Annotated in this window: 12 protein-coding genes; 4 read left to right on the plus strand and 8 right to left on the minus strand. The window is 68.0% G+C overall.

All coding sequences use genetic code 11. The annotated features are described in order from the left end of the window. Nucleotides 1–65 precede the first annotated feature (65 nt). The 7 genes from QNI11_RS06215 to QNI11_RS06245 are packed head-to-tail and all read right to left on the minus strand — an operon-like array spanning nt 66 to nt 7235. Complete coding sequence (locus tag QNI11_RS06215; RefSeq protein WP_283982742.1) at nt 66–1055, minus strand: N-carbamoyl-D-amino-acid hydrolase; 990 nt, start codon at nt 1053–1055, stop codon at nt 66–68. Beyond that, nucleotides 1052–2287 carry a Zn-dependent hydrolase gene (locus QNI11_RS06220; protein WP_283982743.1) on the minus strand — a complete coding sequence of 412 codons (1236 nt, stop codon included), beginning with the start codon at nt 2285–2287 and terminating at the stop codon, nt 1052–1054. Before QNI11_RS06220 ends, QNI11_RS06215 begins: the two co-directional genes overlap by 4 nt. Next, on the minus strand, nt 2284–3510 hold the full coding sequence (locus tag QNI11_RS06225) for a diaminopropionate ammonia-lyase (RefSeq protein ID WP_283982744.1): 1227 nt from the start codon (nt 3508–3510) through the stop codon (nt 2284–2286). Before QNI11_RS06225 ends, QNI11_RS06220 begins: the two co-directional genes overlap by 4 nt. Beyond that, nucleotides 3507–4292, minus strand: a complete 786-nt coding sequence (locus tag QNI11_RS06230; protein WP_283982745.1) for an ABC transporter permease — start codon at nt 4290–4292, stop codon at nt 3507–3509. Before QNI11_RS06230 ends, QNI11_RS06225 begins: the two co-directional genes overlap by 4 nt. Beyond that, nucleotides 4289–5140, minus strand: coding sequence for an ABC transporter permease (locus QNI11_RS06235; protein ID WP_283982746.1), 852 nt, complete (start codon nt 5138–5140; stop codon nt 4289–4291). The genes QNI11_RS06230 and QNI11_RS06235 overlap by 4 nt, the downstream gene beginning before the upstream one ends. Then, nucleotides 5137–6168 carry an ABC transporter ATP-binding protein gene (locus QNI11_RS06240; RefSeq protein ID WP_283982747.1) on the minus strand — a complete coding sequence of 344 codons (1032 nt, stop codon included), beginning with the start codon at nt 6166–6168 and terminating at the stop codon, nt 5137–5139. The genes QNI11_RS06235 and QNI11_RS06240 overlap by 4 nt, the downstream gene beginning before the upstream one ends. Next, nucleotides 6168–7235 carry an extracellular solute-binding protein gene (locus QNI11_RS06245; protein WP_283982748.1) on the minus strand — a complete coding sequence of 356 codons (1068 nt, stop codon included), beginning with the start codon at nt 7233–7235 and terminating at the stop codon, nt 6168–6170. Before QNI11_RS06245 ends, QNI11_RS06240 begins: the two co-directional genes overlap by 1 nt. 306 nt (nt 7236–7541) lie before the next feature. Between QNI11_RS06245 and QNI11_RS06250 the strand changes: the two genes are divergently transcribed. Further along, nucleotides 7542–8408, plus strand: coding sequence for a MurR/RpiR family transcriptional regulator (locus tag QNI11_RS06250; protein WP_283982749.1), 867 nt, complete (start codon nt 7542–7544; stop codon nt 8406–8408). A gap of 79 nt (nt 8409–8487) precedes the next feature. Here the strand turns inward: QNI11_RS06250 and QNI11_RS06255 are convergent, their stop codons facing one another. Next, nucleotides 8488–9420: a LysR family transcriptional regulator gene (locus QNI11_RS06255; RefSeq protein WP_283982750.1), complete on the minus strand. Its 933-nt coding sequence runs from the start codon at nt 9418–9420 to the stop codon at nt 8488–8490. Nucleotides 9421–9693: 273 nt separating this feature from the next. Here QNI11_RS06255 and QNI11_RS06260 point away from each other — a divergent pair, with 273 nt between their 5' ends. The 3 genes from QNI11_RS06260 (at nt 9694) to QNI11_RS06270 (ending at nt 12746) form a co-directional block, all read left to right on the plus strand. Continuing rightward, nucleotides 9694–10665, plus strand: a complete 972-nt coding sequence (locus QNI11_RS06260; RefSeq protein WP_283982751.1) for a tripartite tricarboxylate transporter substrate binding protein — start codon at nt 9694–9696, stop codon at nt 10663–10665. A gap of 88 nt (nt 10666–10753) precedes the next feature. Continuing rightward, a complete protein-coding gene (locus tag QNI11_RS06265) occupies nt 10754–11227 on the plus strand; it encodes a tripartite tricarboxylate transporter TctB family protein (protein ID WP_283982752.1) in 474 nt (157 codons plus the stop codon). A 7-nt stretch (nt 11228–11234) separates the two neighbouring features. Continuing rightward, nucleotides 11235–12746 (plus strand): tripartite tricarboxylate transporter permease, encoded by a 1512-nt coding sequence (locus QNI11_RS06270; protein ID WP_283982753.1) that lies wholly within the window; start codon nt 11235–11237, stop codon nt 12744–12746. Nucleotides 12747–12757 lie beyond the last annotated feature (11 nt).

The following is a 12757-nucleotide window of genomic DNA, read 5'->3' on the forward strand; positions in this document are numbered from 1 at the left end:
GGCAAAATGGACGGGCGGGGCGGGTCTGGCGTCCCGCCGCAGCCCGGCAGAGCCACCCGGAAAGGTCACTCCGAGGTCGCGGGTCCCGTGCCGGTGAAGTGGCTGTTGCGGGTGGTCTCGGCCCGCGTCCGGTCACGGTCGGCCGCGCCTTCGCAGATCGGTCCGTAGTCGCCCGGTTCGCGGTGCAGGGTGAAGTTGAACACGTTTTCCCGCAGCTCGCGACAGCGGTCGAGGTCGATCTCCGCCACCGCCACCTCGTCGCCCCGGCCTTGCGTGCGGGCGATGATCTCTCCGGTCGGCGCGATGATGCAGGAGCCGCCGATCAGCTCGCAGCCTTCCTCCAGCCCGGCCTTGGCGGTGCCGATCACCCACGCGCCGTTGGCATAGGCGCCGTGCTGCATCGACAGGTGGTTGTGGAAGTCCTGCAGATGGTCGTGTTCGGGCGCCTGCGGATAGTGCTGCGGCGTGTTGTAGCCCAGCATGATGAGTTCCGCGCCGCGCAGGCCGAGCACGCGGAATGTCTCGGGCCAGCGGCGGTCGTTGCACAGGCACATGCCCATGGCGCCGCCCATCGCCTCGAACACCGGAAACCCGAGGTCGCCGTGTTCGAAGTACCGCTTTTCGAGGTGCTGGAAGGCGCGCCAGTCCTCGTAGTTGTAGTGGCCGGGCAGGTGAACCTTGCGGTACTTGCCCGCGATCCGTCCATCGGGCGTCACGAAGATCGAGGTGTTGAAGCGACGTTCCCTTTCGCCGTCGAACAGCAGTTCGGCAAAGCCCAGGTAGAATCCGATGCCCATCTCCATCGCGGCCTCGAACAGCGGCATGGTTTCGGGGCTGGGCATCTCCGTCTCGTAAAACCGATCGAGCTCCGGCTCTTCCAGCAGCCAGCGCGGGAAGAACGTCGTGAGCGCCAGTTCCGGGAACACCACCAGACGCGCGCCGCGGGCATGCGCGTCCCGCATAAGGGCGATCATGCGGGCGACGGCAGAGGCGCGCGGTTCGTCCCGGGCGATGGGGCCAAGCTGGGCGGTGGCGGCGACGATCTTGCGGCTCATGCGCGGGGTCCTTTCGTTTGACCCGCCCGGGCGAGGGCGACGTGGGCGAGAAGCCGCGCGCCGCGTGCCAGGTCCTCGGGCGCGGTGTATTCCTCGATGTTGTGGCTGATGCCGTCCCGCGACGGGACGAAGATCATGGCAGAAGGGCAGACCGGCGCAAACATCTGCGCGTCATGTCCCGCGCCGGAGGGCATCCGGCGGTGGCTGTAGCCCAGCCGGTCGGCTTCGGTGGCGATGTCGTCCACCAGCGCCGGGTCGAAGGCGACGGGTTCGAAGCGGGCCAGCCCGCGGCGGGTCAGGGTGCAGCCCTCGTTCTGCGCCGCGGCCTCGGCGAAGGCGAAGAGCCGCGCCTCGGCCTTGGCCAGGCGGTTCTCGTCGGTGTTGCGCAGGTCGACGGTCAGCGTGGCGCGTTCGGGCACCACGTTGACGAGGTCCGGAGAGAACGACAGGCGGCCCACGGTGGCGACCTGCGGGGGGGCGAAATCGGTGGCGATGGCGCGCGCCTCCATGGCGATGGCGGCGGCCACGTGGCCCGCATCCCGGCGCATGGGCATGGGGGTCGTGCCCGCGTGCGCCGAGCGGCCCTTTACGGTGAATTCGGTCCACGAGATGCCCTGCACACCCGTCACCACACCGATCTGCAGCCCTTCGGCTTCCAGCACCGGGCCCTGTTCGATGTGCAGTTCGAGGTAGGCCGCCGGGGACAGCGCGCCGACAGGGGCGTCGCCGCGGGCACCGATGGAGGTCAGTGCGTCGCCGACGGTCACATCGTCGATGCCGCGGCTGGCCAGCATCGCGTCGAGCGGCAGCGCCCCCGTCGCCACGCCTGAGCCCATCATGTCGGGGGCAAAGCGGGCGCCTTCCTCGTTGGTGAAGAAGGCGACGGCCAGCGGGTGATCGGTCTCGATGCCCGCCTCGATGGCGCTTTGGATCACTTCGAGCCCCGCCAGCACGCCGAGCGTGCCGTCATACAGCCCGCCGGTGGCGACGGTGTCGATGTGCGATCCCATGACCACGGGCGGCAGGTCGCGCAGGCCGGGACGGATGGCCCAGGTGTTGCCGATCACGTCGGTTGTCACCTCGAGCCCCAGGTCGCGGAACCATGCGGTGACCAATGCGCGACCGGCGGCGTCCTCGGGCGAGAGCGCGAGCCGCTTGCACCCTCCGCCGGGGAGGGCGCCGACCTGTCCGAGGTGTTCGATGCGCGCGAGGAGCCGGTCGAGGTCGATCATGCGGCGCCCCGGACGGCATCGGCGGGGCGGCCCACCAGTTCGGTGTATAGCGCCGGGTCGGTGTCGCCCTCCGTGCCGAAGACCAGCACGCGCGCGGTTTCGTCCAGCCCCAACGCCGTTCGGGCCGGGGCATGGGCGGCGGCGGCCATGAGCGCGGACAGCCCGGCAACCGCGCTTTCCCCGGCGACGATGGCCGGATCGCCCGGGTGCGGATCGGCGAGGCGGCGCATCAGGGCCACGGCATCGTCGTCGGCGACGGACACGGCGGCGAAGGCCAGCGGCTTCAGCACGTCCCACGCCAGAAGGGAGATCTCGCCGCAGGCCAGCCCGGCCATGAGGGTGTCGAGATCGCCGTGCACCGGGGTCGGTTCGCCATGGCGCAGCGTTTCCAGCCAGCAGGCGGACTTTTCCGGATCGGCGAGGATCACCTTGGGCGCCTGCGTGCCGTACCGCCGCCGGAACTGCGCCGCGACCGCCGCCGCCACGCCACCGACGCCGGTCTGGATGAAGACGTGGGTGGGCGGCCGGGGCAGCGCCTCGGCGGCCTCGGCAGCCATGAGTTCGTAGCCCTGCATCACGTCCTTTGGGATCTCGGTATAACCGGGGTAGGAGGTGTCGGAGACAACCGTCCAACCCTCTTCGCGGGCGGTGCGGTCGGCTTCGCGCACGCTGTCGTCGTAGTTGCCGGCGCAGCGCCGGACCTCCGCCCCGTAGGCCTCGATGGCCTGCTTGCGCCCGTCCGAAACGGTGGCGTGGATGAAGATGACGCAGTGGCAGCCGAAGGTCTGTGCCCCCCATGCGACGGACCGGCCATGGTTGCCGTCGGTCGCGCAGCAGACGGTGATGCCGTTCACCACGTCGTCGTGCGCGCCGGCGAGGATCTCGGCTACCGTGGCTTCCACCCCCTTTTCCTCGGCGATGGTCCGCACCAGCAGGCGCAGCACGGCATAGGCCCCGCCGAGCGCCTTGAAACTGCCGAGGCCGAAGCGCGCGCTTTCGTCCTTGTAGTGGATCGCGGCGACACCGGCCTCGGCCGCCAGACCCGGCAATGCGTGGAGCGGCGTCGGCGCATAACCGGGCCAGGCGGAAATCGTGGCCCGCGCCGTGTCGAAGGCCGCGTCGTTCAGCACCGCCTGCTGCGTGGCGCCATAGTCTGCCGCGGCGTCGAAATGCGGGTTCAGGATCAGTTCGGCAGAGGTCCCGAAAGGCGTGTCGTATTTCATGAATGTCCTCGGTTCGCGCGCCCGGAGCGGCGGCGGATCGACTCTGCCAGCACAACGAGCGCGATGTTGCCCAGCACGATCAGCACGGCGAGGGCGTTGAGACTGGGGGAAAGGTTGAAGCGGAAGTCGGAGGCCACCAGCACCGACAGAGGCTGTTCCCGGCCGCCCAGGAAGGCGGTGAGTACGTATTCCGCCGAGGACAGCACGAAGGCGATCACCCAGGAGGCCATCAGCCCGTTGCGCATCAGCGGCAGGATCACGCGGCGAAAGCTCTCGAAACGGGAGGCGCCGAGGTCCTCGGCGGCCTTGACGAGGCGCAGGTCGATGCGGATCAGGACGGAGGCGATGATGATCGTGCAGAACGGCAGCACGATGACCGATTGTCCGGCGATCACCGTCCAGAGGCCGCGGTCGAGCCCGAGTTCCTTCAGCAGGATCAATTGGCTGACCGCGAGGATCAGCTTGGGCACGAGGAACGGCAGGAGGAGGATGACCACCATCAGACCGCGGAACCGCATCGGGTAGACCGTCAGCGCCAGTGCCGCGAGCGCCCCGAAGAGGGTGGCGAGGATGGCGACGGGGAAGGCGGTCTTCAGCGTCGTCAGGAAGCCTTGACCCAGGCGCCCGTCGTGCAGGATGGCGTCGTACCACTCCATCGTGAAGCCGCGCAGCGGCAGGGCCATGATGTCCGACGCGTTGAGCGAGAACATCAGGATAACCGCGATGGGCAGGTACATGAAGCCGAAGACCAGCAGGGTCCAGCTTTGGGCGGCTCGGGTCATGTGCGGCCCTCCACGAGGCTCGACCGGCGGATCGCAAGCGCCCCGGCGGCGAAGGCCATCATCAGGATCGCGAGCATGGTCCAGGCGATGGCCGACCCGAGCGGCCAGTCGAAGGCCGTTCCGAAGAGGTCGTTGATGGCGGAGATGATGGTGATGCCCGACGCGCCGCCCAGCAGTTGCGGCGTCAGGTAGTCGCCCGCCACCATGAGGAAGACCATGAGGCCGCCCGCGATCAGCCCGGGCAGGGTCAGCGGCAGCACCACGCGGCGAAACCTGTCCCGGGCCGGGGCGCCGAGGTCGGCGGCGGCTTCGAGCCAGGCGTCGTCCAGCGCCTCGAACGCCAGCCAGAGCCCGATGACCATGAAGGGCAGGTAGTTGTAGACGAGGGCGATATTGGTGGCGAGGGGACTGAACAGCAGGCTCTGCAGCGGTGTCTCGATGATGCCGAGCCACATCAGGCTGCGGTTGATGACGCCTTCGGCCCCCAGCAGAACGCGCCATGCAAAGATGCGGACAAGGTCCCCGGAGTAGAGCGGTACAAGGAGGAGTGTGAGCAGCGTAGACTTCGCCGCGCCCACCCGCTTGGCCAGGAACCACGCCACCGGGTAGGCGATTACGGCGGTGATCACGACCACCAGCGCGGCAGAGCCGAAGGCGCGGGCGATCAGGCTGCGATACGTCGCCGACCCGGCAATCTTGGCATAGTTGGCCAGGGTCGGTTCGCGCGAGATGGCGACGAAATCCACCTGGTAGAAGCTGTAGACGAAGAGGATCGCCAGCGGCGCGAGGCAGAGCGCCAGAAGGGCCGCCACCACCGGGCTCGCCAATATGGTGCCCAGCCGGGTCATGCGGCGATCCAAGCGCGGGACGGATCGAAGGCCAGCGCCACGGTCGCGCCGGGATCGGGAGGGGTGCCCGCATGGGTCGCCTGCACGGTCAGGTTCTCCGCGCGGCACTCGATCAGCCAGTCCGCGCCGCGGAAGACGCAGTGGGTGACGGTCGCGGGGATGCCCTCGTCCGCCAGCCCCACCTGCTCGGGGCGCAGGCAGAGCACCGCGCCGCCCTTGGCCTCTGCCGCCGCCGGGCAGGTGAAGGTGCCCAGGGCGGTGTCCAGGGTGGCAGTCTCGCCGGTCCGGGCGCGCACCTCGCCGGGCACGCAGGTGGCACCGCCGATGAAGTCAGCAACCCAGGCGGTGCGCGGTCGGGCGTAGATGTCCTGCGGGCGGCCCTGCTGCTCGATGCGGCCATCGCGCATGACGACAATGCTGTCGGAGAGGGCGAAGGCCTCCTCCTGGTCGTGGGTCACATGCAGGAAGGTCATGCCGAGCCGCCTTTGCAGGTCCTTCAGCTCGATCTGCATGTCCTTGCGCATGCGCCGGTCGAGCGCGGAGAGCGGCTCGTCCAGCAGCAGCAGGCGCGGCCGGTTGACGATGGCGCGGGCCAGCGCCACGCGCTGCTGCTGCCCGCCGGAGAGTTGCGAGGGGCGGCGCTCGGCAAACCCTTCCATCTGCACGGTCTTCAGGACGTCGTGGGCGCGGGTGGCGATTTCGGCCCGGGAAAGGCCCGCGTATGCCAGACCGAAGCCCGCGTTCTCCAGCACCGTCAGGTGTGGGAAAAGCGCGTAGTTCTGGAAGACGGTGTTGATCGGGCGCTTTGCGGCAGGCACTTGGTCCAGCCGCCTGCCGTCAAGGCGCAGGGCGCCGGAGCTCACGTCCTCGAACCCGCCGATCATCCGCAGGATCGACGTCTTGCCGCAGCCGGAGGGTCCCAGAAGCGTCACGTAGCTGTTTTCGGCCAGGGTGAAATCCACCCCGGCCACGGCCGTCACGCGACCGTAGGTCTTTGTCAGCGCGGACGCTTCCAGGAGGGCCGGCATCAGCTTGCCTTGACCTCGTTCCAGAGTGCGACCCACTCGTTGTAGCGCGGCGGGTTCTTCTTCCAGACGAAGCTGTCCATCACCGACAGGTCGTCGACGAAGATCTTCGACTGCTCTTCCGGGCTCAGCATGTCGCGCGCGGCGCTGGTCGATTGCGCATAGGGGCCGCCCGTGGCCAGCATCTTGCCGTACTCGGGGCCGAGCAGGTAGTTCACCAGCGCGAAGGTGGCGTCCAGCCGCTCGCCCTCGACGCCCTTCGGCACGGCAATGGTGTCGCACCAGCCGATCACGCCGGCCTCGGGCTTTGCCATTCCCATGTCGATGCCCTGCGCGCGCAGGTCGTAGTAGGGCGGCACCCAGGAAAAGGCGCAGACCACTTCGCCGGTGGCAAACAGGTTGGTCAGGTCGCCGATGGAGTTCCAGTAGGTCCGGAGCTTGGACTTCTGGATCATCAGCACGCGCTTGATCTCGGCCAGCTGGGTGTCGTCCATGTCGAACATCTCGGACTCCGGGATGCCGAGGTACATGGCCGCGATCATGATGCCTTCGAGCGCGTAGTCCCGCATGGCGAGCTTGCCGTCGTACTTGTCGCCTTCGAAGAATACCGACCAGTCGGGTTCCTCGTCCATCAGGTCGGCGCGGTAGACGATGGGGTTGATGCCCCAGTAGAACGGGATGCCGTAGGTCTCGCCATCGACCTTGCCCAGCGGGGTCTGCTTGAACGTGTCGTAGAGCAAGGCGGCGTTCGGCACCTTCTCGAAGTCGATCGGTTGGAGGAGGTCGGAAGCGGTGTAGAACTCCACCTTGTCGAGCCCGGGCGTGATGAGGTCGACCGACGAGGCGCCGCCGGCGCGCAGCTTGGCGAACTGTTCGTCGTCGGTGCCGATGAAGGTCTTGGTGAGCGTCACGTCATGGGCGGACAGGAAGGGCGCGAGGTACTCGTCCTTGGCCAGGTTCTCCCATGTCATCCAGAGGATGTCGGTGGCTGCCAGGGCTCGGGTGGCGGGGCTCAGGGCGCCAAGCGCGGTGCCGGCCAGTGCGGATTGAAGGAGGGTTCGGCGGTGCATGGTCTTCCTCTCTGTTGGATCTGTCGGGCGGGTCTTTGTCATTCTTGTTGTGCAGGGCCGTGCCGGCGGGTCGGTCCCTGCCGGAAAGGGCCATGTGCCGAGGGTGATATGAAAAATGATTTTCGTATAACTTAAAATCGTGAAAACGAGATTGCGGCCGTGGTTTGCCCGGAAATGCGGCAGATCCGGTGTGCCGGCGCCCGGGAAACGGTCGTTTTCAATATCGTGCTGGGGGGCGGCATGACGGGGCAGGTGGCGGTGAAAATGAGTTTGCATGTCGGTGAAAAGGGATAAATGTCATGGGACATGAACGCTGACGCCCCTTCCGACGCGCGTGGTTCCCTGCTGCGGCGAATCCACGAGACCTATGCCAGCCTGCCCGACCGCGAGACGCGCGTGGCGGACACGATCCTGAATGCGCCCTCCGAGATGCCGGTCTGGACCGCCTCGGAACTGGCCGGGCTGGCGGGGGTGTCCAACGCGACGGTCAGCCGCTTCGTGCAACGGCTCGGCTATCGCAGTTTCGAGGATGCCCGCCAGGACGCCCGCACCCTGCGCGAGACCGGCTCTCCGCTGTTCATGAAGGGCGACATGCAGATGGCGTCGAGCCATGCCGACCTGCTGCGCGCGGAGGCAGGCGTGATCGAGGCGACGCTGGCCCAGGTCGACCCGCGCATGTTGGTCGAGATCGCCGGGGCGCTGGCGGAGGCGCGTCAGGTGCGCCTTATCGGGTTCCGGAACAGCCGTTTCCTGGCCGATTACCTGACCGCGCAGCTTGCGCAGTTGCGCGCCGATGTCGCGCCCCTCGCGCTGGAAGGGCAGACGCTGGCAGAAGGCATCGCCGGGGTCGGCCCGGGCGACGTGGTCGTGGTGATCGGCCTCCGCCGCCGCCCGGCGCGGTTTGGGCACCTCGTGCGGTTGCTGGCCGGGCGCGGCGCGCGGCTTGTCCTGGTGGCGGACAAGGGGCTGCGCGAAGCGCCCGCCTTTGCCACGTGGACGCTGACCTGCGCGGTGGAGACCGCCTTGCCGCTGGACAGCTACGTGGGCGTCATGACGGTCCTGCGCCTGCTGGCCGCCGATACCGCCGAAGCCCTGGGCGACGCCGCGCTGCACCACCTCAACGAGGTCGAGACCCTGCGCGACGCCCTGTCCGAACTGGAACAGGCGCGCTGAGGGCGCCCGGTCTGCCCGATCCGGTCGACGACTGTGCAGAGCGGGGACGGGGCAGGGCCATGCCCGACCGCGTTGCCGTCTAGGTTCGGGAAGACCCGGCGCGCCCGGGCGTCCGGCGCTGGCTGTCCCCGCGGGCGCGGGCGCGCAGGATGTCGCAGAACTCCAGCGCGACGGGCTCCAGCGGTTCCTTGCGGCGCGTGACGAGGCCGAAGCCCGACAGCCGGATCTCCGGTCGTATGTCCAGAACGGTGAACAACCCCGCCTTCACATGCGCCTGAACCACCGCCGCGGGCAGCAGGGCCACGGCCTCGGACTCCTGCACGAGGTTCAGGATCAAGAGGATCGACGAGCACTCTATGGTGTCCCGCGGACGCCGCAGGCCCGCCCGGTCGAATGCCGCGTCGAGCACCTGGCGCGATGGGTTGCTTTCCGGTTGAAGCGCCCAGGCGCAGTCCTGGAGGTCGTCGAGCCGCCGCGCGCCGCTTGCCAGCCTGTGACCCGCGCGCGCCACCACGACCAGCCGTTCCTCGGCCAGCGGCTCGAAGGAGAACACCGTCCTGTGCCGCTCTGCACTGAACCGCCCGACGGCCAGGTCGAGCCGACCGGCCTCAAGTTCCGACAGGATGCCGTCACTGGTCTCTCCGTGCAGAGCCACTGAGAGTTGCGGGCGGCGGGCCTTGATCTCGGCCACGGCGCGGGCCACCAGATCGGGCGCCGCCCCGGTGATGGCGCCGATGGCCAGCGTCCCGTAACCGCCGGCGCGCCGCGCGGAGAATTCCTCGGAAAACCGTTGCAGCCGCGAGAGTTGCGCCCGGGCGTTGTCCACGGCGAACTGGCCCAGCGGAGTCAGTACCATGCCGCGCGGGCTGCGCTCGAACAGGGAGGCCTGAAAGATCTCCTCGACATCCCGCAGCATCTTGGACGCGGTCGATTGCGTCATGTTGAGCGCGTCCGCCGCGCTGTGGGTCGTGCCGTGATCGGCCAGCGCCACGATCAGCGAAAGATGCCGCACCTTGAGGTTGGCGGTGATGTCCCTGTCCAGCCTGTGCCTCCCCGGACAAGCAATCGCTTTTCGCGATCGCAGAAGTGGATTGTTTCATTGGAACGTTATCACTGCGCTGGATAGCGTCAACGGTGGAGGAGACTACGGGGGGACCACGGACAGCATCGGCGCCATGCGGACATGTGCCGCGCGGGCGTGCCGATCCGCTTCCGACCCCTCGCAGATTCGCGGCGCGGGCGCGTTTGCCCCGTAGCCGGAAAAAGGGAAAAGAGGAGGATTACCATGAACTTCATTAAAACCGCCGCCGCCGCGGCCGTGACGCTTGCCGCCGTGACCGGCGCCGCCTGGGCAGAGTACCCCGAGCGACCGATCCAGCTGATCGTGCCGTGGGGCGCGGGCGGCGGCACCGATGCCGTCGGCCGTCTGCTGGGCGCCGAGATCCAGAAGGAGCTGGGCGTGCCGGTCAACGTGGTGAACCGCACCGGCGGCTCGGGCGTGGTGGGCCACAGCGCCATCGCGAACGCCGAGCCCGACGGCTACACCATCGGCATCATGACCATCGAGATCGACATGATGCACTGGCAGGGCCTGACGGAGCTGACCTACGAGGACTTCGACATCCTCGCCATCGTCAACGCCGATCCGGGCGGCGTCATGGTTTCGGCCGACTCGGGCTTCGACAGCGTCGAGGCGCTGCTGGAGAGCATCAAGAGCGAGCCCGCGGGCACCTACAAGGCGTCCGGCACCGGGCAGGGGGGCATCTGGCACGTAGGCCTCGCCGGGTGGCTCCTGTCCGAGGGGCTGGCCCCCGACCACGTGACCTTCGTTCCCAGCCAGGGCGCCGCGCCCGGCCTGACCGACATGGTCGCGGGCGGTGTGGACATCGTGCCGTCGTCGCTGGCCGAGGGCCGTTCGATGATCGACGCGAACCGTGTCGTGGCACTGGCCACCATGTCGGCGGAACGGCAGAACGCCTTCCCGGACGTGCCGACGCTGGCGGAATCCACCGGGTCTGACTGGACGGTCGCCGTGTGGCGCTCCGTCGCCGCGCCGGACGGTCTGCCCGACGACGTGAAGACCAAGCTGATGGACGCCATCGAAACCGCCTACAACTCGGAAGAGTACCAGACCTTCATGAAGGACCGCGGCTTCGGCCTGCGGTGGGCGCGCGGCGACGAAGCCACGCAGATCGTCGCGGACGACGATGCCGCCTTTGGCGAGGTCATGAAGAAGGCCGGTCTGGCGGCCGAGTAAGGTCCGACCGACAGCGGGGGCCGGGGGATGATGGCATCACCTCCGGCCCCTTTCCCGTCTTCCGGGACCAATCAACGAGGACAGCAGAATGCGCGTCACCGATCTGACCCTTGGGCTGTTGACCCTGCTGGGGGGCATCGCGATCTACATCTCGGCCTGGAACTTCAAGGCAATCCCCGGACAGGCCTACGGCGCAGGCACCATGCCGCGCGCCATCGCGCTGGTGACGGTGCTGACCGGGCTCTTCCTGATCGTCAAGGCGGTCATGGCGGGCGAACGGCTGCCGGGCCTGCGGCTGGCGGAATGGACGGGCAACACCGCCTCGCTGATCCGCATGGCCTGCGTCCTGCTGCTGATCCTCGCCTACATCCTGCTGTCGCCGGTGCTGGGGTTCCTGCCGACGGCGCTTGCGGTGATGGTGCTGGCGATGCTCGTTCTGGGCGTGCGCCTTGTGATCGCCGTGCCGGTCGCTCTGATCGCCGCGCTGGCGATCCAGCAGAGCTTCGGCAAGCTGCTGCTGGTGCCGCTGCCGCGCAGCCCCTTCCTGCCGTTCCTTTGGTGAGGCCGTCATGTCCGTAGTCGCCGAAGCCGCCGGTCTTGTCTTTCAGCCATACGTCCTGCTGGTCATCCTTGCCGCAGCCGCCTTCGGCATGTTCGTCGGCGCGATCCCGGGGCTCACGGCCACCATGGCCACGGCGCTCCTTGTGCCCGTCACCTTCTTCATGGAGCCGGTGCCCGCCATCGCCGCCATTGTCACGGCCACCGCCATGGCGATCTTTGCAGGCGACATTCCGGGCACCTTGCTCAGGATGCCCGGCACACCCGCCAGCGCCGCCTACGTGCAGGACGCCTACGCCCTGACCAAGCAGGGCAGGCCCGAGGCGGCGCTCGGTGCGTCGCTGGTCTTTTCCTCGCTGGGCGGCATCTTCGGGACGCTGGTGCTGATCACCGCATCGCCGGTGCTGGCCGAGGTCGCGCTGAAGTTCTCGTCCTTCGAGTACTTCTGGCTGGTCGTACTGGGCCTCTCCTGCGCGGTGTTCATCTCTCCGGGCTCTCCGGCGCGCGGGCTGATCTCGCTCTTTATCGGGCTCTTCGCCGCCACGGTGGGGCTGGAGAACCCGGCCGGCGAGCCGCGCTACACTTTCGGCAACGTCGAGCTGATGGGCGGCGTGCAGTTCATCCCGGCGATGATCGGCCTGTTCGCCGTGTCGGAGGTCATCCGCGCCTTTATCCACCGGGGCAGCGACGAGAAGCCGCCCCCGACCGGCAACCGCGGGATCTTTCGCGAGCAATTCAAGAACATGCGCAAGTACCCGGTGCAGGCCCTGCGCGGCAGTGCGCTTGGCACCGCCATCGGCGCATTGCCCGGGGCAGGGGCCGACATCGCCGCATGGATCAGCTACGCGGTGTCCAAGAAGTTCTCCAAGACGCCGGAGAAGTTCGGCAAGGGCCACGTGGAGGGCCTGGTAGAGGCCGGATCGGCCAACAACGGCGCCATGTCCGGGGCTTGGATCCCGGCGCTGGTGTTCGGTATTCCCGGCGACTCCATCACCGCCATCGTCATCGGCGTGCTCTACATCAAGGGCATCAACCCCGGCCCGATGGTCTTCATCACCCAGCCGCAGATGATCTACGCGGTGTTCATCGTCTTCCTCGTCGCCAACCTGTTGATGCTGCCGCTGGGCTGGCTGGCGATCAAGGGCGCGCGGCAGGTGCTGTCCATCCCGCAGCGCGTGCTGATGCCGATCATCCTGATGTTCTGCATGGTGGGGTCCTTCGCCATCAACAACTCCGTCTTCGGGATCTGGCTGATGTTCGTCTTCGGTATCATCGGTTTCCTGATGGAGGAGAACGACATCCCCATCGCGCCCGCGATCCTCGGGCTGGTGCTCGGACCGATGCTGGAACAGAACTTCGTCACCTCGATGATCAAGTCCGACGGCAGTTTCCTTGCCTTCTTCGAACGGCCCATCTCTGCCGGGCTGGGGCTGTTCACCATCGCCGTCTGGATGCTGCCGCTCGTCTTGCTGCTGCTGCGCCGCAAGGGGCCCGGGACGGCGGCCACCGACACATCCAACTGACCAAAGACCGA

This window comes from Sagittula sp. MA-2 (assembly GCF_030126985.1).
Lineage (GTDB): Bacteria > Pseudomonadota > Alphaproteobacteria > Rhodobacterales > Rhodobacteraceae > Sagittula.